The organism is Pseudomonas gorinensis (assembly GCF_042015035.1).
Lineage (GTDB): Bacteria > Pseudomonadota > Gammaproteobacteria > Pseudomonadales > Pseudomonadaceae > Aquipseudomonas > Aquipseudomonas gorinensis.
This window is the reverse complement of record NZ_CP167125.1, coordinates 2,906,342-2,932,109: the sequence shown is the minus strand read 5'-3', so window position 1 is coordinate 2,932,109 and position 25,768 is coordinate 2,906,342. Positions and strand designations below refer to the sequence as shown.

Genomic DNA, 25,768 nt, shown 5'->3' with positions numbered 1-25,768 from the left:
CTCTCATTCAGCCGGCGTGGCATATCTATAAATTCGATAAGCGCGTTCATGGCAAACACCCTCTTGAGTCAGGTGGCGCATGGTGCGCAGTACCATGATGTTATCTTCGAGCATCCAGGACACACTGATGCGTCCGCGTCCGACCACACTTAATGCAATCGCGGATAACTTCAGCGTGAGCGCAACCGACAATCCCTTGCGTTGATAAGCCGGCGCGACACCGGTGAAAAACGCCCGGCCATATAACCCCTGTTGATTCAAGGCGGGTGCAAACATAGTGAAACCGACCACTTCACCGTGCCGCTCGGCGATCAACGCAGAAATATTATTGATATTGCGCGCCGCCACTTCAAACTGCCCTTTCGACGCCGGGCTATAACCCCAGTTGCGTTCCCAGGCGCGGTTATAACAGTCGGCCAATTGCTGACTCTTGGCGACCAGCTCATCCTGGCCACAATGAACAAACTGGATATCGGCCAATCGTTGCGTGAGTTTGTCTTCCAAGGCCTGGTATTGATAACCCTGGGCAGGCGGTTCAAAGACAATCTCGATCAGGTCTTTTTCTTTGTGGAAACCCGCCTCGGTCATTGCATCCGCGAGTGCCAGCGTATTGGCGGGCAATGAAAACACATTAAAGTCGGACTCGAACGTACGCAGCCCGCGCTCAATCAGGAATGAATTGTGGAGGGGGCCGACCAACTCAGTCACCTGCCGGGGCAACAACCGCGAGCTGTTTATATAGTCGATTGAACTGTGCATCAGCGCCTGCAAGGCGCTTGCCTGGGGTAACGCGATCAGGGTTGAAAAATAGGCAGTGCCCACCCCATTGATCGTGGCGCGCCGATCGAAATGCACAATGCAAAAGGCAACGAGGTTACCGTGTTCGTCTTGCCACGCCACCGGGATGTTATGTTCGGTGGCCGAATGCTCGCAGGCTGCTATCACGCGCTGTTCAATCTGTTGCTGCGTGCGCCCCACCACCGACACCTGCTGGTCCAGATGCTGCAAGGCATACCAGTCGCACGCGGCCAAACCTATGACTCTGCTCATCGATATTCTCGTCCCACCTGCGTGGCATGGGTGTTCAGGCGGCCAGGCATAAGGCACGGGTGGTTTGGTCGTCGATCTCAATCCAGAAAGGCACAACGCTCTGGTTATCGATCAGGTGTGGCGGTGAAATCCGGCGGGTATTGACGCCCATCCGCTTGAGCAAACGTTCATTGCCTACCGCACTGAACGCGATCAATCGAAAAGCGCCCTTGGAGCGCGCAACATCAATGACTTCCCGAACCAGCGTTACTGTATTTTTCCAAGCTTGCGCGGCGGTTAATACCTGGCCCTTGGGCTGGCTGATGGCAAACCGGGAAAGCTCCCAGATACCCGGCGAAAAAGGCGGGGAACTTGCACCCATCAGATGCGGAAAAACTTCCCCCAACAAATACGGCCCATTAGTGGGAAGCAGTCGGGCACAACCAAATATTTCGCGATCACGATCACAGGCCACTACATAGACAGTATCTGGACGATCAAACGCATCCAGTTCAATACCCTCCTCGCAATGTAACGGCCAACCCAATGTTTTAACGAATACTTCGTACCGATAGTTAGCCAACGCGCGTGCCATCCCTGGCAAAAGTTCGCCAACCGTCCCTGTTATTGCCGTAAGCATGCCAACTACCCAGCCAGCCAATATGATTAAGCAAGTACAACAAACCCATCACTGTGTGAGTAGCTGCCCAAATGGGCAGGTCGATCGAAGCCCTCGCCGCCTAGGCAGAACTTATGGGTCAAAAACCGACTTTCTAGTACTGCCGTACTAATAAATAATCAAGCTTAATGCGCCGACTACTGACTTCATTTCACCTGCGTCCCACGTCGAATGCGGTGTTGCCGACTTTTTCAGGCAACTCGATACCCCGCAACCGCACGCCCTTCATCGCCCGCAGAGCCTGTATAATCCGCTCCCGCCTCCCAGCATCAGGGGCGTTGACCACGGAAGGTATTATTGGTGAAAGAATGGCGCGAAACATTAATAGAGGCCGTGTCCGACTGCGCGACCGAACATGAACTCTTCAATAAACTGCACACGATAACGTCCAACTTAGGCTTCGAATTCTGCTCTTATGGATTAAAAGTTCCATTGCCGTCGAGCGCTTCGCAATATGTACTGATTTCCAACTACCCCCGCTCGTGGGAACAGAAGTACGTCAGCGAAAACTACTTCTCCCAAGACCCCACTGTCGCCCATGGCCTGACCCGCTCCATCCCGCTGCACTGGTCCGCCGCCCAACAGCAGCAACACCTGGCCTTCTGGGAGGAAGCGCGCCATTACCAGCTTAATCATGGTTGGTGCTTGTCGTCGCAACGCGGCCCTAACGCGATTGGATTGCTCTCGGTGTCGCGCTCCAGTGAATACATCTCGACCACGGAACTCGAGCACATCGAGAACAAGTTGATCTGGCTGACGCAGTTGGCACACGAATCGATGACGCGCTTCTTTTCCGAAAAGTGCTTGCCAGACATCCACCGCGCCCTGACCGCACGGGAAAAAGAGACCTTGAGGTGGACGGCCCTGGGCAAAACCTATGTCGAGATCAGCATGATCCTCAACATCGACACACGGACCGTGAAGTTTCATCTGGTCAACGCCATGCGCAAACTCCAGGCCAGCAACAAAGCAGAAGCGGCCGTCAAAGCCTCCTTGCTGGGGTTACTTTTTTAGCCCTGCTGGTACTCGCGCGGCGTACAGCCGAACTCGCGGCGAAACACCGTGTGCAGGTACTGCGCCGACTTGAAGCCACACTTGGCGGCAATATCGGCAATCGCCAGTTCGTGGCTTTCCAGGCCCTTGGCGGCGGCCGCGAGTTTGAAGCGCAGGATCTCGTCATGCACGCTGCAACCACGCGCCTTGCGAAAATGCGCTTCCAGGGATGAGCGCGACACACCGACATAGGCCGCCACCTGCGCGGTCTTGATGCCTTGGCAGGCGTACTGCCGGATAAACAGCAGCGCCTGCATCACATACGGATTACCCAAGGGTTGATGCACGCTGGAAGCCTGCACATTGATCGCCTCCGGCGGTACCAGAATCTGCGTGCCCGCGCAGGGTTTGCCGTGCAGCATCTGATGCAACAGCGCGGCGGCCGTACGCCCCATGGTCTCGGTGCCCTGGATCACCGAACTGAGCGGCACCCGCGTCAGGGTGCGGGTCAGCGGATCGTTGTCGATGCCGATCAACGCCACCTCCTCCGGCACCGCGATCCCGGCCGTGAGGCAGGCCTGCAGCAACTGCCGCGCGCGGGCGTCGGTGACGGCGATGATGCCAATCGGTTTGGGCAGGCTGTGCAGCCAGGCGATCTGCTGTTCCACCGCGCTGTCCCACAACGGCGCACTGGTCCCCAGGCCACGATAGACCTCGACGTGCAGGCCATCGCGTTGCAGCAGGCGGCGAAAGGCTTTTTCGCGCTCCTGGGCCCAGCGATTGGCCTGGGCTTCGGGCAGGCTGAAACAGGCAAAGCGGGTCAACCCGGCCTCGATCAAATGCTCATAGGCCAGCTTCATCAAGGCATGGTTATCGGTGGCGACGTAGGGAATGCCCTTGGGGTAGGCGCGCGCATCTTCATAAGAGCCGCCCACGGCCACCACCGGCAGTTTGCAATCGGCCAATGCCTCGCCGATCAGCGGGTCATCGAAATCGGCAATGATGCCGTCACCCTGCCAGCGCTCGATGCCGCGCAGGCGACAGAGGAAATCCTCTTCCAGGAACAAATCCCAGGACGCGCGCGTGCTGCTCAGGTAGTTGCCGATGCCGGCGATGATGCCACGGTCGTAGATTTTGCTGCCGTTGAACAACAGGGCGATGCGGTGGACGGGCGGTAGGGTTTTCATTGTTTTTATCCGGGGGCCAGTGGTAACAGACTAGCCCTCGCCACTCAAAATCGCACTACACCTTGGTGATTTTCATAATCAGCAGCCCAGGTGCCGTTGCTAGTATCCAGACATCGCCAAGAACAATAAGGAACACGCCCATGCCGTACTTCCCCGGTGTCGATCAGGTGCGCTTCGAAGGCCCTGCCAGCGACTCTCCCCTCGCCTTCCGCCATTACGACGCAAACAAGCTGATCCTCGGCAAACCGATGCGCGAGCACCTGCGCATGGCCGCCTGTTACTGGCACACCTTTGTGTGGCCGGGGGCGGATATGTTTGGCATGGGCACCTTCAAGCGCCCGTGGCAACGCAGCGGTGAGCCGATGGAAGTGGCCATCGGCAAGGCTGACGCGGCCTTTGAGTTTTTCTCCAAGCTGGGCATCGACTACTACAGCTTCCACGACACCGATGTGGCGCCGGAAGGCAGCTCGCTCAAGGAGTACCGCAACCACTTCGCGCAGATGGTCGACCACCTGGAGCGCCATCAGGAACAAACCGGTATCAAGCTGCTGTGGGGCACCGCCAATTGCTTCAGCAACCCGCGCTTTGCCGCTGGCGCAGCGAGCAACCCCGACCCTGAAGTGTTTGCCTACGCTGCCGCCCAGGTGTTCAGCGCGATGAACGCTACCCTGCGGCTCAAGGGTGCCAACTACGTACTCTGGGGCGGCCGTGAAGGGTATGAAACCCTGCTCAACACCGACCTCAAGCGCGAGCGCGAACAGCTCGGGCGCTTTATGCGCATGGTGGTGGAGCACAAGCACAAGATCGGCTTCAAGGGCGACCTGCTGATCGAGCCCAAGCCCCAGGAGCCGACCAAGCACCAATACGATTACGACAGCGCCACGGTGTTCGGCTTTTTGCATGAGTACGGGCTGGAACATGAGATCAAGGTGAATATCGAGGCCAACCACGCGACCCTGGCCGGGCACAGTTTTCATCATGAGATCGCCACCGCCGTGTCCCTGGGGATCTTCGGCAGCATCGACGCCAACCGCGGCGACCCGCAGAACGGTTGGGACACTGACCAGTTCCCCAATAGCGTCGAGGAAATGACCCTGGCCACGTATGAAATCCTCAAGGCTGGCGGGTTCAAGAATGGCGGCTATAACTTTGACTCCAAGGTGCGCCGCCAGAGCCTGGACGAGGTGGACTTGTTCCACGGGCATGTCGCCGCCATGGATGTACTCGCCCTGGCGCTGGAACGTGCGGCGGCCATGGTGCAGAACGACCAGTTGCAGCAGTTCAAGGACCAGCGTTATGCGGGCTGGCAGCAGCCACTGGGCCAAGCCGTGCTGGCCGGTGAGTTCAGCCTGGAGTCGCTGGCCGAACATGCGTTTGCCCATGAACTGAACCCACAGGCCGTGAGTGGTCGGCAAGAGATGCTGGAGGGAGTGGTCAACCGGTTTATTTATCGGTGACATTTGCGCGACAAATCTGTGCACGGAGCGTCGAAGGACGCTCTACAGTTCTACCCGCATCACGCTGTGTCTTTCCAACAACAATAAAAGGACGCACCACCATGAAGTCATTCAAACGTACCCTGCTCGCCACCGCCCTGGCCCTGCTCGCCCTGCCGGTGATGGCTGACTCTGCCCACCCGAAAATCGGTTTTTCCATCGACGACCTGCGCCTGGAGCGCTGGTCCCGTGACCGTGACTACTTCGTTGCCGCGGCGGAAAAACTCGATGCCAAGGTCTTCGTGCAGTCTGCCGATGCCAATGAGCAGAAGCAGATTTCCCAGATCGAAAACCTGATCTCCCGTGGCGTCGACGTGATCGTGATCGTGCCGTTCAACGCCACCGTGTTGACCAACGCCGTGGCCGAGGCCAAGAAAGCCGGGATCAAGGTGGTGTCCTATGACCGCCTGATCCTCAACGCCGACATCGACGCGTATATCTCCTTCGATAACGAAAAAGTCGGCGAGATGCAGGCCAGCGGCGTGCTGCAAGCGGCGCCCAAGGGCAATTACTTCCTGCTCGGCGGCGCGCCCACCGACAACAACGCCAAGGTGCTGCGCGAAGGCCAGATGAAAGTGCTGCAACCGGCCATCGACAAGGGCGACATCAAGATTGTCGGCCAGCAGTGGGTCAAGGAATGGAACCCTACCGAAGCCCTGAGCATCGTCGAAAACGCCCTGACCCGGAACAACAACAAGATCGACGCCATCGTCGCCTCCAACGACGCTACCGCCGGCGGTGCGATCCAGGCCCTGGCCGCGCAGAAGCTGGCGGGCAAGGTGCCGATCTCGGGCCAGGACGCCGACCTCGCGGCGGTCAAGCGCGTGATCGACGGCACCCAGACCATGACCGTGTACAAGCCGCTCAAGCTGATCGCCACCGAAGCCGCCAAGCTCTCGGTGCAGTTGGCGCGTAACGAGAAACCGACGTACAGCTCGCAGTACGACAATGGCAGCAAGAAAGTCGACACCATCCTGCTCACCCCGACCCCGCTGACCAAGGCGAATATCGACCTGTTGGAAAAGGACGGGTTCTATACCAAAGAGCAGATTGGCCAGTAGGAGCGGGCTTGCCCGCGAAAAACGTCAACGATAACGCGGGCATTGAGGATGAACGCGGTGTCCTCGGGTTCTTCGCGAGCAAGCTCGCTCCTACGGGAACCCGCGTTTCTTCGGCCTTTTGTGTGAGCCATGGTCATGTCCGACTACCTGCTGCAAATGAACGGCATCGTCAAAACCTTTGGCGGTGTCCACGCGCTGAACGGCATCGATATCAAGGTGCGGCCGGGGGAATGTGTCGGCCTGTGCGGTGAGAACGGTGCCGGCAAGTCGACCTTGATGAAGGTGCTGTCGGCCGTCTATCCGCACGGCACCTGGGAGGGTGAAATCCTCTGGGACGGGCAACCGCTCAAGGCCCAGTCCATCAGCGAAACCGAGGCCGCCGGTATCGTCATCATCCACCAGGAACTGACCCTGGTACCCGACCTGTCGGTGGCCGAGAACATCTTCATGGGCCACGAGCTGACCTTGCCCGGCGGGCGCATGAACTACCCGGCGATGCTGCACCGCGCCGAAGCGTTGATGCGCGAACTCAAGGTGCCGGACATGAACGTCGCGCTGCCGGTGTCGCAGTACGGCGGCGGCTACCAGCAACTGGTGGAAATCGCCAAGGCCCTGAACAAAAAGGCGCGCTTGTTGATCCTCGACGAGCCCTCTTCGGCCCTGACCCGCTCTGAGATCGAGGTGCTGCTCGACATTATCCGCGACCTCAAGGCCAAGGGCGTGGCCTGCGTGTACATCTCCCACAAACTCGATGAAGTGGCGGCGGTGTGCGACACCATCTCAGTGATTCGCGACGGCAAACACATCGCGACCACCGCCATGGCCGATATGGATATCCCGCGCATCATCACGCAGATGGTCGGACGCGAGATGAGCAACCTCTACCCCACCGAGCCCCATGCCGTGGGCGAGGTGATCTTCGAGGCGCGCCACGTGACTTGCTATGACGTCGACAACCCCAAGCGCAAACGCGTCGACGATATTTCCTTCGTGCTCAAGCGCGGCGAAATCCTCGGCATCGCCGGCTTGGTGGGCGCCGGGCGCACGGAGCTGGTGTCGGCGCTGTTCGGCGCCTACCCCGGCCGCTACAGCGCCGAGGTGTGGCTGGACGGCCAACTGATCGACACGCGCACGCCGCTTAAATCGATCCGCGCCGGGCTGTGCATGGTGCCCGAGGACCGCAAGCGCCAAGGCATCATTCCCGACCTGGGCGTGGGCCAGAACATCACCCTGGCGGTGCTCGACACCTATGCGCACCTGACCCGTATCGACGCCGAGGCCGAACTGGGCAGCATCGACCAACAGATCGCGCGCATGCACCTCAAGACGGCCAGCCCGTTCTTGCCGATCACCAGCCTGTCCGGCGGCAACCAGCAAAAAGCCGTGCTGGCGAAAATGCTGATGGCCAAGCCCAAGGTGCTGATCCTCGACGAGCCCACACGCGGGGTGGATGTAGGGGCCAAGTATGAGATCTACAAACTGATGGGCGCGCTGGCGGCCGAAGGTGTATCGATCATCATGGTCTCGTCGGAGCTGGCCGAAGTACTCGGCGTGTCCAACCGCGTGCTGGTGATCGGCGACGGCCAGTTGCGGGGCGACTTCATCAACGAGGGGCTCACCCAGGAACAGGTGCTCGCCGCCGCGCTCAGCCAAAACAATAATAACGATCGGAAAACCGCGTAGATGAATCAGGTCAAACAGCTGTTTACCCGCTACAAAATGCTCGCCCTGGTGATCGCCGTGGCGTTTATCTGGCTGTTTTTCAGCTGGCAGACCGAGGGCGGTTTCCTCACTCCGCGCAACCTGTCCAACCTGCTGCGTCAGATGTCGATCACCGGGATCCTGGCCTGCGGCATGGTGCTGGTGATCATCAGCGGGGAGATCGATTTGTCGGTGGGCTCATTGCTCGGCTTGCTCGGCGGGCTCGCGGCGATCCTGGATGTGGTCTATCACATGCCGTTGCTGGCCAACCTCAGCCTGGTGGCGCTGTGTGGCTTGATGATCGGTTTGGCCAACGGCTACATGACCGCCTACCTGCGCATCCCGTCGTTTATCGTTGGCCTGGGTGGCATGTTGGCGTTTCGCGGGATTCTGCTGGGGATTACCGGCGGCACCACCATTGCGCCGGTGTCGCCATCGCTGGTGTATGTGGGCCAGGGGTATTTGCCGCATTCGGTGGGGCTTGGCCTTGGGGTCCTGCTGTTTGCCCTGACCCTGTTCTTGACCTGGAAACAACGGCGCAACCGCGCACTGCACGGGTTGGCCGCGCACTCGCTGGTGCGGGACGTACTGCGCGTGGTGGTGATCGGCGCGGTGCTGGCTGGGTTCGTCACCACCCTCAACAGCTACGACGGCATTCCCGTGCCGGTGCTGCTGTTGCTGGTGCTGCTTGGCGTGTTCAGCTACGTCACCAGCCAGACCGTGTTCGGCCGCCGCGTGTATGCGGTGGGCAGCAACATGGAAGCCACGCGCCTGTCAGGTATCAATGTGCAGGCGGTGAAACTGTGGATCTTCGGGATCATGGGCGTGATGTGCGCCCTCGCCGGCCTGGTCAACACCGCGCGCCTCGCGGCGGGCTCACCGTCGGCGGGCAATATGGGCGAACTCGACGCCATCGCTGCGTGCTTCATCGGCGGTACATCCATGCGCGGCGGCTCGGGCACGGTGTATGGCGCCCTGCTCGGGGCGCTGGTGATCACCAGCCTGGATAACGGCATGTCGATGCTGGATGTGGACAGTTATTGGCAGATGATTGTGAAGGGCAGCATCCTGGTGCTGGCGGTGTGGGTGGATGTGAGTACCCGCACAGGTCGGCGGTAGGAATGCAGGATAAATGTGGGAGGAGGCTTGCCCCCTCCCACATTGACCGCCTCAAACTGTGGGAGGGGCTTGCCCCCGATGGCGGTCGGTCAGTCGACGTCTACAGTGCCAGCAGCTTTCTTGAATGGGGTAACACCAAGATAAAAGAGGTAGGCAATCGCTCCCCACGTCAATAGCTGATGATTGGCCACCCAAAATGCTTCGACCACCTTCAACCCCGTGCGCTCGCGACCCGTTTATCACATTTTTTTGACGTTTTTTTCTCATTCCCGGCTCTACATTCGCCGCGCCTAAACATGCAAATGATTCCTATTGGTTTCGTCTCAATCGACCTCTAGCGGATTTCCCGTGTCGCCATACAAACCCGGAGCGCTCACCGCATGACCACCCGCCTTCCTTCGTTCGTCAAAAAAGCCCTGCTGGCCACCGCCCTGGTCAGCGCCGGGCATGTGTATGCCGCCAGCGAGCCGGTCGGCATCGTGGTCTACAACGCCCAGCATGAAAGCCTCACCAAGGCCTGGGTCGAAGGGTTCACCCAGGAAACCGGGATTCCGGTGACGATCCGCAATGGCGACGACACCGAGATGGGTAACCAGCTCGTGCAGGAAGGCGCGGCCTCTCCGGCGGATGTGTTCCTCACCGAAAACTCCCCGGCCATGGTGCTGGTGGACAACGCAGGCCTGTTCGCGCCGGTCGCGCCGACCACCCTGCAACAGGTGGACGCCGCCTACCGCCCGGCTCATGGCAAATGGGTGGGCATCGCTGCGCGCTCCACCGTGTTCGTGTACAACCCGAGCAAACTGAAAGAGGGCGACCTGCCTAAATCCCTGCTGGACCTGGCTTCGCCAAGCTGGAAAGGCCGCTGGGCCGCTTCACCGGCCGGTGCCGACTTCCAGGCCATCGTCGCCGCCGTGCTTGAACTCAAGGGCGAAGCCGCGACCCTCGACTGGCTCAAGGCAATGAAGGCCAACGCGAGCATCTACCGAGGCAACAGCGCCGTGCTCAAGGCCGTCAACGCCGGCCAGGTCGACAGCGGTGTGATCTATCACTATTACAGCTTCGTCGACCAATCCAAGACCGGTGAAAACAGCAAGAACACCCAGCTGCACTACTTCAAGCACCAGGACCCGGGCGCTTTTGTGAGCATCTCCGGTGCCGGTGTCCTGGCCTCCAGCAAGCATCAGGAACAGGCCCAGGCCTTCTTGAAGTGGATCACCGGCAAAGACGGCCAAGCGGTTCTCAAGGACGGCACTTCGTTCGAATACGCGGTCGGCCAGAACGCCCAGTCCAACCCCAAACTGATGCCACTGGCGCAACTGGATGCACCTAAGGTCGACGCGTCGAAACTCAACAGCAAAAAGGCTGTCGAGCTGATGACCCAGGCCGGACTGCTCTGATTGTTGCCTGAATCGTCGATACCCGGCATCGCCCACGCGCAGCTACGCAAACGCCCCCACGGACTGTTCAAAAGCCGTGGGGGCACGTGGGTCACCAGTTTGTCGGTACTGGTTTCGTTGTTGGCGCTGCTGCCGATTGCGTTTGTGATCGGCGTGTCGTGGCAAATCGGCTGGGCGCAAATCGAAGCGCTGGTATGGCGCCCTCGCGTCGGCGAGTTGCTGACGAACACCGTGCTACTGGTGCTGTTCACCTTGCCGTTGTGCATCGTATTGGGCGTCGCGCTCGCGTGGTTGACCGAGCGCACCGACCTGCCCGGCCGCCGTGCCTGGTCGTTGCTGGCGGTCGCGCCGCTGGCAGTGCCGGCGTTTGTGCACAGTTACGCGTGGGTCAGCCTGGTGCCGTCGATCCATGGACTGCCGGCCGGTGTGCTGGTGTCGGTGATTGCCTATTTCCCGTTTCTGTACCTGCCGGTGGCGGCGACCCTGCGCCGGCTGGACCCTGCGATTGAAGACGTGGCCGAATCCCTGGGCCTCAAGCCCTGGGCGGTGTTCCGGCGGGTGGTGTTGCCGCAGTTGCGCCTGGCGATCTGCGGCGGTGCGCTGTTGGTCGGCCTGCATCTGTTGGCCGAATATGGCCTGTACGCGATGATCCGCTTCGACACCTTCACCACGGCGATTTTCGATCAGTTCAAGTCCACCTTCAACGGCCCGGCGGCCAATATGCTCGCGGCGGTGCTGGCCCTGTGTTGCCTGGCGATGCTCACCGCCGAATCCGCCTCGCGCGGCCATGCACGTTATGCCCGGGTCGGTTCCGGCAGTGCCCGTGAGCAACGCATCGTGCGGCTGAGCGCCGTCACCCGCATGCTCTCCCTCGGCTTGCAAGCCGCAACCTGTGCATTGGCCCTCGGCGTGCCGCTGGTCACCCTGGGCAAATGGCTGGTCGCCGGTGGGCGTGAGGTCTGGCAGTTCAGCGAGCTGCTGCCGGCGCTGGAGCAAACCGTGCTGCTGGGCATTGCCGGTGCGGTGTTGACCACCTGCGCGGCGGTACCGATTGCCTGGCTGTCGATTCGTGCGCCGGGGCGCCTGCAACGCATCCTGGAAAGCTGCAACTACATCACCAGCTCGTTGCCGGGCATTGTCGTGGCGCTGGCGCTGGTCACGGTGACCATCCACTTCGCCCGGCCAATCTACCAGACGACGATCACCGTGCTGCTCGCCTACCTGCTGATGTTCCTGCCACGGGCGCTGGTGAGCCTGCGTGCGGGTATCGCCCAGGCGCCGGTGGAACTGGAAAACATGGCGCGCAGCCTTGGCCGCTCGCCGGGCCGCGCCCTGTGGCTGATCACGATGCGCCTGGCGGCCCCGGCCGCCGCTGCAGGAGCGGCGCTGGTGTTCCTGGCGATCACCAACGAGCTGACCGCCACCCTGTTGCTCGCGCCCAACGGCACGCGCACCCTGGCCACCGGTTTCTGGGCGATGACCAGCGAGATCGACTACGCCGCCGCCGCGCCTTACGCGTTGATCATGATCCTGCTCTCACTGCCGTTGACCGGCCTCCTCTACCACCAATCCAAACGCACGGCCGGCCGATGAACGCCCTCGAACTCACTGCTCTTTGCAAAACCTTCGGCACCCAAGCAGCCTTGGCCGACGTCAGCCTGGCGGTGCCCAACGGCAGCCGCACGGTGATCGTCGGGCCTTCCGGCTCCGGCAAGACCACCTTGCTGCGGATGATTGCCGGCTTTGAATTCCCCGACAGCGGCAGCCTGACCCTGAACGGCCAGGTGCTGGTCGACGACATCCACGCCGTGCCGGCCCACCAGCGCCAGATCGGTTATGTGCCGCAGGATGGTGCGTTGTTCCCGCACATGACTGTCGCCGACAACATTGGCTTCGGCCTCGCGGCCAAGCACGCTGCACGGCACGAACGCATCGCCGAACTGATGGACAGCGTGGCCCTCGACGCCAACATGGCCCGGCGCTGGCCCCACGAGCTGTCCGGCGGCCAACAGCAGCGCGTGGCGCTGGCGCGGGCCTTGGCGCAACAGCCCCGGCTGATGCTGCTGGATGAACCGTTTTCCGCGCTGGACACCGGCCTGCGCTCGGCCATGCGCAAGATGGTGGCGCGGTTGCTGAGTGATGCGAACATCACCACGATCCTGGTCACCCATGATCAGAGTGAGGCGCTGTCGTTCGCCGACCAGTTGGCGGTGATGCGCCAGGGGCGCCTGGTGCAATCGGGGCATCCGATGAACCTTTATCAGTACCCCGTGGACGAACAAACCGCGTTATTTCTCGGCGAAGCCGTGGTCATGCCCGCGCGGATTGAGGCGGGCTGGGCTCACTGTGCGTTGGGTCGCGTGTCGGTCGACAGCCAGGCCAATCATGGTGCGGCACAGATCATGCTGCGCCCGGAGCAACTGCACCTGAGTACCACCGACGAATCCGGCTGCCGTGGCGTGGTCACCGAGCGCGAATTCGGCGGCAATACCTGCACCCTGACCGTGGCGTTGCAACCGGGCGAGGACGCGCCTGGCCAGGCCATCCTGGTGCGCAGCTCGGGCCTGCAAGCGCCAAACATGGGCAGCGTGGTGTATCTCAGCACGGTGGGCATGGCCCATGTGCTGAAAAAACCAGCGGCCCTCAGCCCCCGCTGAGTTTTGCGAGGTATCTACACAACGTTGGCGCGCCCCTGAACAAGCGGGCTTGCCCTAACACCGTTCAGCTAAGGCTTTTTTGTAGGAGCGAGCTTGCTCGCGAAGAACTCACAGGCACCGCGTTCATTCAGGAAGCACGCGTTATCGTTGACGTTTTTCGCGAGCAAGAACTAGGCGTCCCCCTCGCTCCTACAGAAGGCGATGTACGCTTAACTGAAACGGCATTAGGGCAAGCCCGCATGCCGTTCAGCTAAGGCTTTTTTGTAGGAGCGAGCTTGCTCGCGAAGAACTCACAGGCACCGCGTTCATTCAGGAAGCACGCGTTATCGTTGACGTTTTTCGCGAGCAAGCTCGCTCCTACAGAAGGCGATGCATTTGACCGCGTTCCAAGGCTGGATCGAGGTGCTCAGTCCGAGCCCCTATTCAAACGCCTGGCGATTCTCCGGTGTGATCAACTTGAACGGCACCCAGACCACCGTCGACTCCAGCACCTCGCCGCGTACCAGGCGCAGCGCGGTGTCCACTGCGCCGCCGGCCTGGCCTGCGGCGTCCTGAAACACGCTGACCGCCATCTTGCCCTCAGCCATCAATTTCAAACCGTCCGGGGTGCCGTCGATGCCGCCGACCCAGTAGTCCTTGGCCTGCTTGCCGGCCTTTTCCAATCCCATGATCGCGCCGATCGCCATTTCATCGTTATTGGCCGCGATGATCGAAAAATCGACGCCTTGCTTGATCCAGTCAATGACGATCGTGGCAGCCTGGCTACGCTCCCAGTTACCGACTTTTTTCTGGACAACTTTCATATCCGGGTATTTGGCGACGACTTTTTCCACGTCTTCGGTGCGCATCAAGGAGGATGCGTTGGCCGGGTCGCCCACCAGAATCACCACATTGCCTTTGTAACCGGCGCGGCGCGCCAGCTCTTCCATCTGCAACGTCCCTGACTCCAACTCGTTGGAGCCGACAAACGCGGTCTGCGCCGGCCATTTTTCCGGGTTCGGATTGCGGTTGACGAATACCAACGGGATCTTTGCGTCCGTGGCCAACTGCATCATTTGCGCCGCACTTTTGCCGTCAACCATCGCGACGATAATCGCGTCCACCTTGGCGTTGACCAGGTTGCGGAATTGGCGCATCTGCAAATCGATGCTGTCCTGCCCGTTCTCCATAAAGATGTCGACGTTCATGACGCTGGCCTGTTGCTGCACCCCATTGCGCAGCAGGGTCTGGAAGTTGTCGTCGTATTTTGCCATGCCCACACCCAGCAAGGGCGTGGCGGCCTGGGTGGGGCCCGGAATGAACAGCGTCGCCCCCAAGGCGAGCATTAACCATGCTTTCATGTTCTGACTCCCGCGGCTCAAACGCTGAAATGATGGAGCAGCTCGCGCTGCACCTTGGCCATGTCCGACAGCTCGTGGCTGCTGATGGCGGACTGCTCGGCACCGTCTGCCGTCTGCTGGGCCGAATCGTTGATCTGGATGACCATCCGACTGGTTTCCTGCACCGTGGCGCTCTGCTGCTCGGTGGCGGCGGCAATCTGAATATTCATGTCGCGGATACTGTCGACCGAATCGCTCATCGACAGCAGCAAGTCACCGGCACCCGAGGCCAGGGACACGCACTGGCTGGACTGCGCCTGGCTTTCGTTCATCACGTGCACCACCGAGTGAATTTTTTCCTGCATGAGCCCGATCATGTCCTGGATTTCGCTGGTCGAGGTCTGGGTACGGCTGGCCAGGGAACGCACTTCATCGGCCACTACCGCAAAACCACGTCCCTGCTCGCCGGCACGGGCCGCTTCGATCGCCGCATTCAGGGCGAGCAGGTTGGTCTGTTCGGCAATGGTGCGAATGGCGACCACAATGCCCTCGATGTTCTGCCCGTACTTCTGCAACTCATCGGTCACCTGCGTGGCTTTGTTCACCTGGTCAGCCTGCTGGCGGATATTGACGATGGTCTCGGCCACGCGCGCCTGCACCTTGTGGGTGAGCTCACTCGTGTCGTCCACGGCCTGGCGGGTGTCCTGCGCGCGCCGGGCCACCTCTTCGACCGTGCTTTCCATCTGCGTCATGGCCGAGGCTGCCGATTGCAACCGGTCCTTCTGCTCATCCACCACACGGGTGGTCTGTTCGCTGTTCAAGGCGTTGCTGCCGGCGGTCACGGCCAGTGCATCGGCAGAGCTGATCAATTCACGGAAGGTTTTCTGCAGGGCCTTGGTCAGTTCGTTCAGGTACCCCCCCAACTCACCGAACTCATCTTTACGGCTGACATCGAAACTGACCCGCATGTCGCCCGCAGTGAGCGTCTTGAGGACTTCGCGAAACGCCGCCAGCGGACGCCGCAAGCTGAAGGCGACCCAGGTGCCAATCAACACCGCCGCCAGCACCGCAAGCACACACGCGATCAACAGCAAGCTGCGGCTGGTGCCGATGGTGGCATTGGCAGACTGACTGGCCTGGTTGGCCACCTCCAGGGACTGGCTGCCAAACTCGCCAATCCTGTCCAGGGTGGCTTTCAGCGCCGCCTCCACCGCATTGCGTTGCTGCTGCACCTGCGCGGCCAGTTTCGCCTCCACCTGATAAGCCTGGAACAAGCCGTCAGGGGCGGTCAGATCCGTCAGCAGTCGGTTGACCATGACCCCGGCAATCCGCCCGACCCGCGGGTCAATCGCCGTCAGGGCCTGGGCCCGGGTGCTGATCACTTCGTCTTGCAGATTGAGCACACGCTGTAATTTATCAATGGCGGGCGTGACAGCATGGGCCGCGAAGCCATCGTAGGATTTGTTGACTTCCAGCAGCAGCTTTTCCGCTGCGGCAACCTGTTGCGGCTCGCCGACACTGCGCGCATGCGCGATGTAATCACGCAAATAGCTGGTCAACTGCATGGCCTGCGCGCTGCTGTAGCCTTGCAATTTGCGCGTCAGCGCCAACTGCTGCACATGTTGCAAGTGGGACGTCATCAACGCCTGCGCCTGTTCGGCGTAGGCCGCTACCTCTTGGCGCTGCTGCGCCAGGTTCGCCCGCAGCGCTTCATGCTCGCCTGTGTAGGCAACGGTGCTGTCGAGTAACTGATTGAACTGAGCGATGCTCTCGGTAAACGGTCGCTTGCCGTCCTCGATCTGCTTGGGGTCGGTGCTGATCTGAATGGCCAGCAATGCCTGGTTGGCGCGTAGGATATGCACATACAGCTCACTGGCGGCCCGGCTCAAGGGCGCCGACTGGCCGGTAATAATGGTCAAGCGACTGCTGATGGACTGCGTGTTCTGATAGCTGATCCCCGCCATGATCAGCAGTAACAGCACCAACACCGCAAACCCGCCGATCACACGCTGCAATATGGTCATGGCCACCCCTTTTGATTTTTATTCGTTGACCTGAGCGACGACCAGGCGTGCCCCTACGAGTTCGGGATCACTCGTGGTGCTAGTGCCTGTATCGGCCGGGTGGGCTGGGACTTGAGCGGTGAAGACAGGCTGTAACGCGCTCAAAAAAATGTGGGAGGGGGCTTGCCCCCGATAGCGGAGTGACAGTCACTGTATATGTGCCTGATACACCGCCATCGGGGGCAAGCCCCCTCCCACCTACCTGATGAAATCAGGCTGGCTTTTGCACTGGGGTTACTGGCTCAACACCACATCCCGCATCGCCGGAATGTAGCCGTAGTCATAAGACTCCTGCACAAACGAGCGAGCGCCCTTCAACACGATCCTGACCGTCGGCGCTTCGGTCCCGCCGATGCGGTAGTCATCGCCGGTGGTGGGTACGCTGTCGATGAACGACGTCACCAGGCCGTTGGGCATCACGCAGTGAGAGTACGTCTGGAACGGCTGCGAAGGCGGGTTGCCGAGTACCAGCCCCGACGCATTCATCGGTGCATAGGGGCCGAACAGATGATCGCTGACAAAGCCATAGACGCCATCCGGACCCGTCACGCCATCCGCGTAGGTGAACTTGTGGCTGATGGTGAACAGGTAGTACTTGTTGTCCTGGAACACATAGTGCGGGCGCTCGGTCTGGTCATTCACCCCGACGGCAGTCACCAGCGGCGGCAGGATTTCCCACTCGTCACCGTTGAGGTCCTTGGCCACGGCGATGCCGATGCAACCCACCTGGTAGCGGGCGCCGCCCACGTCCTCATGCCCCGGTGGCACCAGTCCCAGCTCGTTCGGGCCCACTTCGTGAGTCCCGCGCTCGCCGGCCACATTGCCTTCGAACACCATGTACAACTTGCCATCGACGGGGTCGATAAAGGGGCTGGGATCGCGAAAGTTCCAGGTCGCGTTCTGTGCTTCGGTTTGGTAGTAGGTGCCATCGGCCTCGAACAACGACTTGACCTGATCAAAGCCCTGGAGGGTGACACCGGTGTCCGAGGTGACAACCTGGCCCCTGACTTTGGCAATCGTGGCACCCGGCGTGACGCAGGTGTAGTACAGGTCGATATCACCGTTGTTATTCAACAGGATCGGCGTGCCCGCCCATTCACGGGTGGTCGGCGAAACCCCTTCGGCCATGACACGGCCGCCGAAGATCCAGTCCTTGCCGGTACGCGAATACCAGTAGCAGATACGCGCATGACCATGGCGGTCTTCCCAATCGCGCTTGATGTCGTAGCGGCCATCGGCGTTGATGAATTGTGGATCATGGGGGCGACGATCGGCGGTCAGGGTGAAGATCACTGACCAGCCATCCACCGATACCACCGTGCCATCGAGTTCACGCAATGGCATGGTGTCCCAGATAAAGACCGTGTCACTCATGACAGGAAAGTCAGGACTCACTAACGGCTGTGTCGTCGTCGGGTCATTTTCATTAACTTTCAGCGCATCGGCCCGTGTCCAGCGAGTGGGTGTGTGATTCGCATGTTTCATGATGATGTCCTTTTGCTGACGCTTAAGTGACAAGCGAAGATTAAATAGCACCTGACAGCCCACAACTTAATGGCGACTGAAAGAGCATATGATAGTTGCATCTGCAAGTGCGAAAACAGGTTTAACATGGAAGCCTGAATATCACAACATGAGGGATTATTTAGATTACAAAGGCCATCACTGTGTTTATATCCTTGATATAAATACAGTGGCACTTGCAATAAATGACAGCTCAGTAGAAAGCGAGCCAATCAATCACCGAACACCCGCGCCGCGGCCTTGGCCCCGGCGTTCTTCTGGGTAAAGCCCTTGGCTTGCGCCGCCGCCTTCAAGGTTTGGGCGTCGTTGGAAGTTGCCGTCCATTGTGTTTTAGGCGACTTCTGATGGGTGATCGGCGGCACACTGTTTGTATCAGTGAACATCCCGCTGCCCTTGTCACCCAACATGCCTTTGTTTTGGCTGCGCTCGCCAAAACAATTACGTTCAGAAAGGATATTGGCATTCTGCGCCAGGGTGAAACCGGTCAAGCCGATGAGTTTGCGTTCTGGATAGGACATGAGTTCCCTCTCTCGATATAAAACGGCTCGGTATAACGAGCCTGTGCATCAAGTTAATCCGTTAACTTGCACACAGTGTTTGGCATGGCTGAAGTTGCCGAGTGTTGGTCGATCAGCGCTTAAACACTGTGTTTATGTACAGTATTCTTGAATCACTGAATCGTCAACCCTTGCGCAGTCAAAAAAATGGGAGGGGGCTTGCCCTAATGCCGTTCAGTTAAGGCTTTTTTGTAGGAGCGAGCTTGCTCGCGAAGAACTTACAGGCGCCGCGTTCATTCAGGAAACACGCGTTATCGTTGACGTTTTTCGCGAGCAAGCTCGCTCCTACAGAAGGCGATGTACGCTTAACTGAATGGCATTAGGGCTTGGCCCCGAGGGTGGTGGGTCAGTCGACATCTCTACGACTGATCCACCGCCATCGGGGGCAAGCCCCCTCCCACATTTGCCCTGCGGTGTTCTTCCAAGCGTTATTTGGACACAGGCATCGCAAACTCCGCACCCTGCTCGATGCTTTCCGACCAGCGCTGCATGATCGACTTCTGCTTGGTGTAGAAGCGCACGCCTTCGGTGCCGTAGGCATGCATGTCGCCAAACAGGCTCTTCTTCCAGCCACCAAACCCGTGCCAGGCCATCGGCACCGGGATCGGTACGTTGATGCCGACCATGCCCACTTCGATACGCCGCGCAAACTCGCGGGCAATGTTGCCGTCGCGGGTAAAGCAGCTGACGCCGTTGCCGAACTCGTGGTCGTTGACCAGCTTCACCGCCTCGGCAAAGTCATTCACGCGCACACAGGCCAGCACCGGGCCGAAGATTTCTTCGCGGTAGATGCTCATCTCTTTGGTCACGTGGTCGAACAAGGTCGCGCCGAGCCAGAAGCCGTTTTCCAGGCCCGCTTCGGTAGGCACATAGTCACGTCCGTCGAGCAGCAGTTGCGCGCCGGCCTGCACGCCTTGTTCGATGTAGCCGCTGATGCGCTCCAGGGCGGCGCGCGAGACGATCGGGCCCATTTCGGCCTTGAGGTCGCGGCCGTCGGTGATGCGCAGTTGCTTGGCTCGTTCGGTCAGGGCGGCGATGACTTTGTCGCCCACATCGCCCACCAGCACCGCGACGGAGATGGCCATGCAGCGTTCGCCGGCACTGCCGTAGGCGGCGCCCATCAGCGCGTCGACGGTTTTCTCGATATCCGCGTCGGGCATTACCACCATGTGGTTCTTTGCGCCGCCCAGGCCCTGGACGCGCTTGCCGTTGCGCGCGCCGGTTTCGTAGATGTATTGGGCGATCGGCGTGGAGCCGACAAAGCTCACGGCCTTGACGTCCGGGTGTGCGATCAGCGCGTCCACCGCTTCCTTGTCGCCCTGCACCACGTTGAATACACCTTTGGGCAGGCCAGCTTCATGCAGCAGCTCGGCCATGAACAGCGAGGCGCTCGGGTCGGTCGGGCTTGGCTTGAGGATGAAGGTGTTGCCCGCCGCGATGGCGATCGGGTACATCCACATCGGCACCATCACCGGGAAGTTGAACGGTGTGACGCCGGCGACCACGCCCAGGGGCTGGCGCATCGTCCAATTGTCCATGCCACGGGAAACCTGGTCGGAGTGTTCGCCCTTGAGCAGGTTGGGAATGCCACAGGCGAATTCGAGGATGTCGATACCACGGTCGACTTCGCCCTGGGCATCGGTGAAGACCTTGCCGTGTTCAGCAACGATGATGCGCGCCAGGTCGTCCTTGCGCTCACGCAGCAGGTGCAGGTATTCGAACAATACGCGGGCGCGGCGGATCGGTGGGGTGTCAGCCCAACGGGTGAACGCGGCTTGCGCGGCGGCGACGGCCTCATCGACCGTCTGCCGGCTGGCCAGGGCGACGCGGCCGGTCACTTCGCCGGTGGCCGGGTTGTAGACGTCCTGATAGCGATCATCGCGGCTGACGCGCTGGTCGTTGATGTAGTGCTCGATTGTTGTAGTCATGGCAGTAGATCCCAGGTGGGTTGCGTTGGGACACACGATAGGCTTTCGGTTTGTTCCAAACCAGAGCAGAATCCAGAACTGATTGTCCTCATAGGCGAACAATAACCCCATGGAAAAATCCGAGATCGAAGGGCTGTGGACCCACATTCACTGGCTCTCAGTGCTGGAGGAACACGGCACCTACACCGCTGCGGCCGCGCGCCTGGGGGTGAGTAAATCCGCGGTCAGCCAGCGTATTTCCGACCTGGAGAAAGCCACCGGCACACGCCTGGTGACGCGCACCACGCGCAGCGTGCGGTTGACCGATGCCGGGTTGTCGTTGACCCGTGAAGTGCGCGGTGCCTATGAGCAAATCGCCCGCAGCTTCTCGTCCGTGCGCGATTCCGCCGGCGAGATTCGTGGCCTGGTGCGCTTGACCGCCCCCGTGGCATTCGCCCGGCAACAGCTGGTGCCGCACCTGTCGGAGTTCCTCCAGCACTACCCGCAGGTGCGTATCCAGCTGGACGTGTCGGACGCCTTGAGCTCGCTGGCCGCCGAAGGCTACGACCTGGCGGTGCGCCACGGTTTCCAGGTACCGGAAACCCATGTGGCCTGGAAGCTGTGCGACACCACCTCAGTGCTGGTTGCCAGCCGTGACTACCTGCAACGCCACGGTGAACCGCGCGCGCCCGCCGACCTCAGCGCACACAACTGCCTCTATTACCCGCGCGGCACCGACCAACCGGCCTGGACCTTCGAGCGCGGCAGCAGGAAAGTCGAACGGGTCACCGTGCCCATCGCCGGCAGCTTCTCCACCAACAACAGCGAAGCCTTGCGCGACGCGGCGCTCAACCACCTGGGCATCGCCCTGCTCCCGGACTTCAGCGCCCACGCCGCCCTGGCCGGCGGCAAACTGGTGCAGGTGCTCAAGGACTGGACGCTCAAGGGCGCGTTTGCCGATGAGATCTACCTGATTCGGCCCTACTCGCCCCATGTACCCAAGTCGGTGAGTGCGCTGGTGGGTTACCTCAAGGAAAAACTCTCTAGCGGCTTTCGTTTCCTCGGTTAGCGCACGCCGGCTCAGTGGCCTCTTGATCGCATCCGTGCGCACCCCGCAGCATTGCGGGCAACGCTGCACACAACGGGTTTAAAGGCCAATAACGCAGGTCCCTTTAGTTGCTGGACGCTCCCGAAACAACTCCACGGTTCGAGCATGCCCGCATTAAACGGAATCATTCTCGACAAATACAACGTGGAACAACGCTATATAGCGAACGGCAATAATTCATCCCCGAAAACAACACGCTTCGCGCACTTGAACATCAATGACTCATTCAAGACAAACACGTTTGACGGGTTATTGGCGTCATTCAAAACACCATGCAACTCGTTGTATTCAATATATAAATCCCATCACATAAAACCCGTCTCGACCAGCCTTCAGTCCCGTTTTAAAACGCTGTCGCCCGACAAACTTGCAAAAAAACCACAACCGACTAAGTTCATCCATACCATGAAGGCAATCAGCCATTGCCCGTATAAACAGCCATCCAGGCGAGGAATTTTATTGCTCTGAAAACCGACCAGACGCAGCGTTAACACAAGACACGGAATTTAAGTCTTAACACTCAAAAGGGATGCTTTGATGAAGCGCAGCCGGTGGTATCGTGCGTTCTCGAAAAAGGGGCCAGTTGAACATTTCTGGCTGTCATTGCTGTGCTTTTCGGGGCTGGTCATCGCCAGCTTCCTGTTGTTCGAACAACAGATCCAAGACGTCCTGATACACCTCAACCTCTATCAGCCGACGACCCCCACGCAAACATTCAACCTGGCGCTGCTGCTGATTGCCCTGCTCGCGCTGGACGTGGTGCTGCCCGTACCGTCGAGCCTGGTGGCGCTGCTGGCGGTGGCGATGCTGGGCAGCCTGGGCGGTTACCTGGTGATTTTCATTGGCCTGTGCCTCGGTGCCGGGTTGGGGTACGCCCTGGGGGCCGGGTATTTTCGCCTGCTGTCAGGCCGCCTGGGCCTGCATCAGCGCCAACCGGGGCAGTTGGCGTATCGCTTGGGCACACTCTCGCTGATTTGCCTGCGTGGCGTACCGGTACTGGCGGAAACCTCGGTGGTGGCCGCCGGCATGCAGCGCTATCCGCTGCGGGCATTTACAGTCATCACCACCCTGGCCAACGCGGGCCTGGCCCTGGCCTACACGGCTATCGGTACATTCCTGATCGAGCAAAACGCGCTGCTGGTGACGATCCTCGCCAGCATGGTGTTGCCGGTGGTGTTTGTGGCGGGCTACAGCCTGTTCAAGGCCGCGCGCAAGCCGCACGCCGAGCAAGCGCTGCACGGGCGCTTCGAAGTCCGTTATGACTACCCGGTGGTGTTCACCGACCACCTGTTCGCCCCGCTCAACCCTTGCCTGCATCGCCAACTCACCGCCCAGCACAGCGGCCCGGTGACGGTACTGGTGTTCGCCGATGAACAACTGTTGCTCAGCACACCGCACCTGCTGGAAGAGATCGACAGCTACTTTGCCGCGTATCCCGACTTGCATCTGCAGGCGGCACCGATTGCGCTGCCGGCCGGTGAACTGAGCAAGCACGCGCAGGTACTGGAACGGCTGTACAGCGACATGCTGCAACACGGCCTGGACCGGCATTGCTACGTGCTGGCCCTGGGCGGCGGCGCGGTGCTGGATGCAGTGGGCTACGCCTGCGCCACCTTCCATCGTGGCATTCGCCTGATCCGTATCCCGAGCACCGTGCTGGCGCAGAACGATGCCGGTATCGGCGTGAAGAACGGCATCAATGCCTTCGGCCAGAAGAACCTGTTGGGCGCCTTCTACCCCGCCACGGCGGTGCTCAATGACTTTCAACTGCTGACCAGCCTCACCCGCCGCGACCAGATCGCCGGGCTGGCCGAGGCGGTGAAGGTGGCGTTGATCAAGGACCGGACTTTTTTCGAATGGATGGAACAGCACGCCGACGCCCTCGCCCATTTCGATCACGCTGCCAGCCGCTACGCCATTCGCCGCTGCGCCGAACTGCACCTGCACCACATCACCGGGGCCGGCGACCCCTTCGAACGCGGTAACGGCCGGCCCCTGGATTACGGGCACTGGGCCGCGCACAAACTGGAAAACCTTAGCCATCACCGCCTGCGCCATGGCGAGGCGGTGGCGGTGGGCATGGCCCTGGATGGGGTGTACGCCAATGCCCTGGGGCTGCTGGGCGATGCCGACATCGAACGGATCATGCAGTTGTTGCTCACGCTCGGTTTCAACCTGTGCCCACCGGAGCTGGCCTTGCGGGACGCGCAAGGTCGCTCGCCGGTATTGCTCGGGCTGGAGGAATTCCGTCAGCACCTGGGCGGGCAACTGTCGATCCCGATGCTCTGCCGCATCGGTGAGTCGGTGGACCTGCACGAAATCGACAACGCGAAGATGGAAGCTGCCCTGCAACGCCTGCTGAGTCGCAGCGATGCCGCGCTGCCGCTGGGTGAGGGCTACGCACAATGAGCCCGATGAAAACCTGGATGACCCTTGGCCGCGTCTCCAACCTGCCCACGGTGTGGACCAACACCCTGGCCGCCGCCCTGCTCGCCAGCAGTGCCGGCGCCCTGGCGCCGCCGTCATGGCTGGTGTGGGGGTTGCTGTTGATCACCCTGTCGCTGCTGTACCTGGCGGGCATGCTGCTCAATGACCTGCTCGATGCCGACTGGGACCGGCAACACCACAACCCGCGCCCGATCACCCTGGGCCTGGCCAGCCGCCAGCAAGTCGGCGTGGCGACCGCGCTGTTGCTGAGCCTGGCCGCTGCCGCGGTGCTGGGCCTGAGCCGCTTGATCGATGAGCCGCATTGGTTGCTCGGCGGCGTACTGCTGCTGGTGGGCTGCATCTTCGGCTACAACCTGCTGCACAAGAAGTACGCCCACAGCGTGTGGCTGATGGGGGCCTGTCGCTCGGCGCTGTACCTCACCGCCGCCGCCAGCCTGGCGGTGCCACCGGAACCGATCTGGCTCTGCGCGATCCTGCTCGGCGTGTACATCAGCGGCCTCACCTACCTGGCACGCCAGGAACACCGCAACCAGCTGATCAGCCGCCTGCCGTTGCTGCTGATGCTCAGCCCGCTGGCCCTGGCGATCTACTCCAACAACCTGTGGTTCTGGCCGGTGCTGCTGTTGTGGCTCGGTTGGTTGGGCTGGCACTACCACCAACACCTGGCCAACCCGCAACAGCGCCAGGTTCGCGCGTTTATCGGTGCCGGCCTGGCCGCCCTGCCGTTGTTCGATGCACTGGTACTGGCCGTGGCCGACCAGCCGGTTGGCAGCCTGTTATGTGTGCTGGTGTTTTTCCTGCTGCCCCACTTTCAACGCTGGATCAAGCCGACATGAACATGCGCCAGGATTGCCTCACCGAACATCGCCAAAACTTGAGCCAGCAGCTGGATAACACCGAGCAACAATGGTGGCAGCAGGCGCAGCAACGGCTTGTGCAACAGCCGGACGCCGACACGGCCGCACTGTTGAGCGGCCAGTGCAAGCGCCAGTTGAAAGCGCCCGTGGTCGCGCTGGCGCGGGCCTTGCTGTTGGCCCAGGTGCTGGAGACCTGCGCCGCTGCCGAGCGATTGGCACTGCTGCGCCAGCTGTTCCTGTGGGGCGACGACCTGGAAAAAATCGCCTTGCTCAACGCTCTCGACTGGCTCGACAGCGACGGGCAGTGCCTGGCGCTGGCGCTGCAGGCCGGGCGCACCAGCAACCCCCAGGTGTTTGCCGCCCTCGCCCTCGACTCCGCCTACCCGTCGCGTCACTACCCGGAGCACGCCTTTCACCAACTGGTGCTCAAAGCACTCGGCATGGGCCTGGACATCACGCGCCTGGTCGGCCTGGCGCAGCGCCACAGCGTCAGCCTCAACCAGCTGGCCCTCGACCTGCTGGACGAACAGCTCGCCGCCGGGCGCAGCGTGTCCCCCGGCCTGCCCCGGGTGATCGCCTTCAACCTGCTCAGCCCGGCACAACTGCAACGCCTGCGCGGCCTGTGCCTGCCGCCGGAATGGCACACGTACCTGAATTGACGCCCAG

20 protein-coding genes and 1 pseudogene are annotated in these 25,768 nt (G+C 60.8%); 12 read left to right on the top strand and 9 right to left on the bottom strand.

What is annotated here, in order from left to right; translation table 11 throughout:
- Positions 1 to 3 precede the first annotated feature (3 nt).
- Positions 4 to 1,032 carry a GNAT family N-acetyltransferase gene (locus tag AB7933_RS13475; RefSeq protein ID WP_041160901.1) on the bottom strand — a complete coding sequence of 343 codons (1,029 nt, stop codon included), beginning with the start codon at positions 1,030 to 1,032 and terminating at the stop codon, positions 4 to 6.
- A 52-nt stretch (positions 1,033 to 1,084) separates the two neighbouring features.
- A complete protein-coding gene (locus AB7933_RS13470) occupies positions 1,085 to 1,669 on the bottom strand; it encodes an acyl-homoserine-lactone synthase (RefSeq protein WP_024074742.1) in 585 nt (194 codons plus the stop codon).
- 339 nt (positions 1,670 to 2,008) lie between these two features.
- Here AB7933_RS13470 and AB7933_RS13465 point away from each other — a divergent pair, with 339 nt between their 5' ends.
- The gene (locus AB7933_RS13465) at positions 2,009 to 2,722 is read left to right on the top strand and encodes an autoinducer binding domain-containing protein (protein WP_024074741.1); all 714 of its coding nucleotides are present in this window, start codon (positions 2,009 to 2,011) and stop codon (positions 2,720 to 2,722) included.
- Here AB7933_RS13465 and AB7933_RS13460 read toward each other — a convergent pair.
- Positions 2,719 to 3,888 (bottom strand): XylR family transcriptional regulator, encoded by a 1,170-nt coding sequence (locus tag AB7933_RS13460; RefSeq protein ID WP_024074740.1) that lies wholly within the window; start codon positions 3,886 to 3,888, stop codon positions 2,719 to 2,721. The genes AB7933_RS13465 and AB7933_RS13460 overlap by 4 nt on opposite strands.
- Before the next feature lie 140 nt (positions 3,889 to 4,028).
- Here AB7933_RS13460 and xylA point away from each other — a divergent pair, with 140 nt between their 5' ends.
- The 7 genes from xylA (at position 4,029) to AB7933_RS13425 (ending at position 13,319) form a co-directional block, all read left to right on the top strand.
- The gene (gene xylA / locus AB7933_RS13455; protein ID WP_024074739.1) at positions 4,029 to 5,345 is read left to right on the top strand and encodes a xylose isomerase; all 1,317 of its coding nucleotides are present in this window, start codon (positions 4,029 to 4,031) and stop codon (positions 5,343 to 5,345) included.
- A 101-nt stretch (positions 5,346 to 5,446) separates the two neighbouring features.
- Entirely contained in the window at positions 5,447 to 6,445 is a 999-nt protein-coding gene (gene xylF / locus AB7933_RS13450) for a D-xylose ABC transporter substrate-binding protein (protein WP_024074738.1), read from the top strand.
- A 135-nt stretch (positions 6,446 to 6,580) separates the two neighbouring features.
- Complete coding sequence (gene xylG / locus AB7933_RS13445) at positions 6,581 to 8,128, top strand: D-xylose ABC transporter ATP-binding protein (RefSeq protein ID WP_041161155.1); 1,548 nt, start codon at positions 6,581 to 6,583, stop codon at positions 8,126 to 8,128.
- On the top strand, positions 8,129 to 9,265 hold the full coding sequence (locus tag AB7933_RS13440; RefSeq protein ID WP_024074736.1) for a sugar ABC transporter permease: 1,137 nt from the start codon (positions 8,129 to 8,131) through the stop codon (positions 9,263 to 9,265).
- A 380-nt stretch (positions 9,266 to 9,645) separates the two neighbouring features.
- Positions 9,646 to 10,662 carry an iron ABC transporter substrate-binding protein gene (locus tag AB7933_RS13435; protein WP_024074735.1) on the top strand — a complete coding sequence of 339 codons (1,017 nt, stop codon included), beginning with the start codon at positions 9,646 to 9,648 and terminating at the stop codon, positions 10,660 to 10,662.
- Positions 10,663 to 10,680: 18 nt separating this feature from the next.
- On the top strand, positions 10,681 to 12,255 hold the full coding sequence (locus AB7933_RS13430; protein WP_093235722.1) for an ABC transporter permease: 1,575 nt from the start codon (positions 10,681 to 10,683) through the stop codon (positions 12,253 to 12,255).
- A complete protein-coding gene (locus tag AB7933_RS13425) occupies positions 12,252 to 13,319 on the top strand; it encodes an ABC transporter ATP-binding protein (protein ID WP_024074733.1) in 1,068 nt (355 codons plus the stop codon). Before AB7933_RS13430 ends, AB7933_RS13425 begins: the two co-directional genes overlap by 4 nt.
- 419 nt (positions 13,320 to 13,738) lie before the next feature.
- Here AB7933_RS13425 and AB7933_RS13420 read toward each other — a convergent pair whose 3' ends face one another.
- The 6 genes and pseudogenes from AB7933_RS13420 to AB7933_RS13395 form a co-directional block, all read right to left on the bottom strand.
- A complete protein-coding gene (locus tag AB7933_RS13420; protein WP_024074732.1) occupies positions 13,739 to 14,659 on the bottom strand; it encodes a substrate-binding domain-containing protein in 921 nt (306 codons plus the stop codon).
- Between the two features lie 17 nt (positions 14,660 to 14,676).
- Complete coding sequence (locus tag AB7933_RS13415) at positions 14,677 to 15,432, bottom strand: methyl-accepting chemotaxis protein (RefSeq protein WP_370531119.1); 756 nt, start codon at positions 15,430 to 15,432, stop codon at positions 14,677 to 14,679.
- 102 nt (positions 15,433 to 15,534) lie between these two features.
- Positions 15,535 to 15,954, bottom strand: a pseudogene (locus tag AB7933_RS13410) (HAMP domain-containing protein); the annotation flags it as partial.
- A gap of 981 nt (positions 15,955 to 16,935) precedes the next feature.
- A complete protein-coding gene (locus AB7933_RS13405; RefSeq protein WP_024074730.1) occupies positions 16,936 to 18,186 on the bottom strand; it encodes a glycoside hydrolase family 68 protein in 1,251 nt (416 codons plus the stop codon).
- Positions 18,187 to 18,437: 251 nt separating this feature from the next.
- Complete coding sequence (locus tag AB7933_RS13400; RefSeq protein WP_024074729.1) at positions 18,438 to 18,743, bottom strand: hypothetical protein; 306 nt, start codon at positions 18,741 to 18,743, stop codon at positions 18,438 to 18,440.
- A gap of 467 nt (positions 18,744 to 19,210) precedes the next feature.
- On the bottom strand, positions 19,211 to 20,710 hold the full coding sequence (locus AB7933_RS13395; RefSeq protein ID WP_024074728.1) for a CoA-acylating methylmalonate-semialdehyde dehydrogenase: 1,500 nt from the start codon (positions 20,708 to 20,710) through the stop codon (positions 19,211 to 19,213).
- A gap of 109 nt (positions 20,711 to 20,819) precedes the next feature.
- On the opposite strand from AB7933_RS13395, the gene AB7933_RS13390 reads away from it, so the two are divergent.
- The 4 genes from AB7933_RS13390 (at position 20,820) to AB7933_RS13375 (ending at position 25,761) form a co-directional block, all read left to right on the top strand.
- Positions 20,820 to 21,758 (top strand): LysR family transcriptional regulator, encoded by a 939-nt coding sequence (locus tag AB7933_RS13390; RefSeq protein ID WP_024074727.1) that lies wholly within the window; start codon positions 20,820 to 20,822, stop codon positions 21,756 to 21,758.
- A 576-nt stretch (positions 21,759 to 22,334) separates the two neighbouring features.
- Positions 22,335 to 24,206, top strand: coding sequence for a 3-dehydroquinate synthase (locus tag AB7933_RS13385; protein WP_024074726.1), 1,872 nt, complete (start codon positions 22,335 to 22,337; stop codon positions 24,204 to 24,206).
- 5 nt (positions 24,207 to 24,211) lie between these two features.
- Complete coding sequence (locus tag AB7933_RS13380; RefSeq protein WP_041160900.1) at positions 24,212 to 25,081, top strand: UbiA family prenyltransferase; 870 nt, start codon at positions 24,212 to 24,214, stop codon at positions 25,079 to 25,081.
- On the top strand, positions 25,078 to 25,761 hold the full coding sequence (locus tag AB7933_RS13375; protein ID WP_024074724.1) for an EboA domain-containing protein: 684 nt from the start codon (positions 25,078 to 25,080) through the stop codon (positions 25,759 to 25,761). Before AB7933_RS13380 ends, AB7933_RS13375 begins: the two co-directional genes overlap by 4 nt.
- Positions 25,762 to 25,768: the final 7 nt, after the last annotated feature.

Excerpts from the sequence above, each read along its gene's own strand:
- AB7933_RS13470 (WP_024074742.1), bottom strand. The coding sequence starts at position 1,669 with ATGCTTACGGCAATAACAGGGACGGTTGGCGAACTTTTGCCAGGGATG.
- AB7933_RS13460 (WP_024074740.1), bottom strand. The coding sequence starts at position 3,888 with ATGAAAACCCTACCGCCCGTCCACCGCATCGCCCTGTTGTTCAACGGC.
- xylA (WP_024074739.1), top strand. The coding sequence starts at position 4,029 with ATGCCGTACTTCCCCGGTGTCGATCAGGTGCGCTTCGAAGGCCCTGCC.
- xylF (WP_024074738.1), top strand. The coding sequence starts at position 5,447 with ATGAAGTCATTCAAACGTACCCTGCTCGCCACCGCCCTGGCCCTGCTC.
- xylG (WP_041161155.1), top strand. The coding sequence starts at position 6,581 with ATGTCCGACTACCTGCTGCAAATGAACGGCATCGTCAAAACCTTTGGC.
- AB7933_RS13440 (WP_024074736.1), top strand. The coding sequence starts at position 8,129 with ATGAATCAGGTCAAACAGCTGTTTACCCGCTACAAAATGCTCGCCCTG.
- AB7933_RS13435 (WP_024074735.1), top strand. The coding sequence starts at position 9,646 with ATGACCACCCGCCTTCCTTCGTTCGTCAAAAAAGCCCTGCTGGCCACC.
- AB7933_RS13425 (WP_024074733.1), top strand. The coding sequence starts at position 12,252 with ATGAACGCCCTCGAACTCACTGCTCTTTGCAAAACCTTCGGCACCCAA.
- AB7933_RS13420 (WP_024074732.1), bottom strand. The coding sequence starts at position 14,659 with ATGAAAGCATGGTTAATGCTCGCCTTGGGGGCGACGCTGTTCATTCCG.
- AB7933_RS13405 (WP_024074730.1), bottom strand. The coding sequence starts at position 18,186 with ATGAAACATGCGAATCACACACCCACTCGCTGGACACGGGCCGATGCG.
- AB7933_RS13400 (WP_024074729.1), bottom strand. The coding sequence starts at position 18,743 with ATGTCCTATCCAGAACGCAAACTCATCGGCTTGACCGGTTTCACCCTG.
- AB7933_RS13395 (WP_024074728.1), bottom strand. The coding sequence starts at position 20,710 with ATGACTACAACAATCGAGCACTACATCAACGACCAGCGCGTCAGCCGC.
- AB7933_RS13390 (WP_024074727.1), top strand. The coding sequence starts at position 20,820 with ATGGAAAAATCCGAGATCGAAGGGCTGTGGACCCACATTCACTGGCTC.
- AB7933_RS13385 (WP_024074726.1), top strand. The coding sequence starts at position 22,335 with ATGAAGCGCAGCCGGTGGTATCGTGCGTTCTCGAAAAAGGGGCCAGTT.
- AB7933_RS13380 (WP_041160900.1), top strand. The coding sequence starts at position 24,212 with ATGAAAACCTGGATGACCCTTGGCCGCGTCTCCAACCTGCCCACGGTG.
- AB7933_RS13375 (WP_024074724.1), top strand. The coding sequence starts at position 25,078 with ATGAACATGCGCCAGGATTGCCTCACCGAACATCGCCAAAACTTGAGC.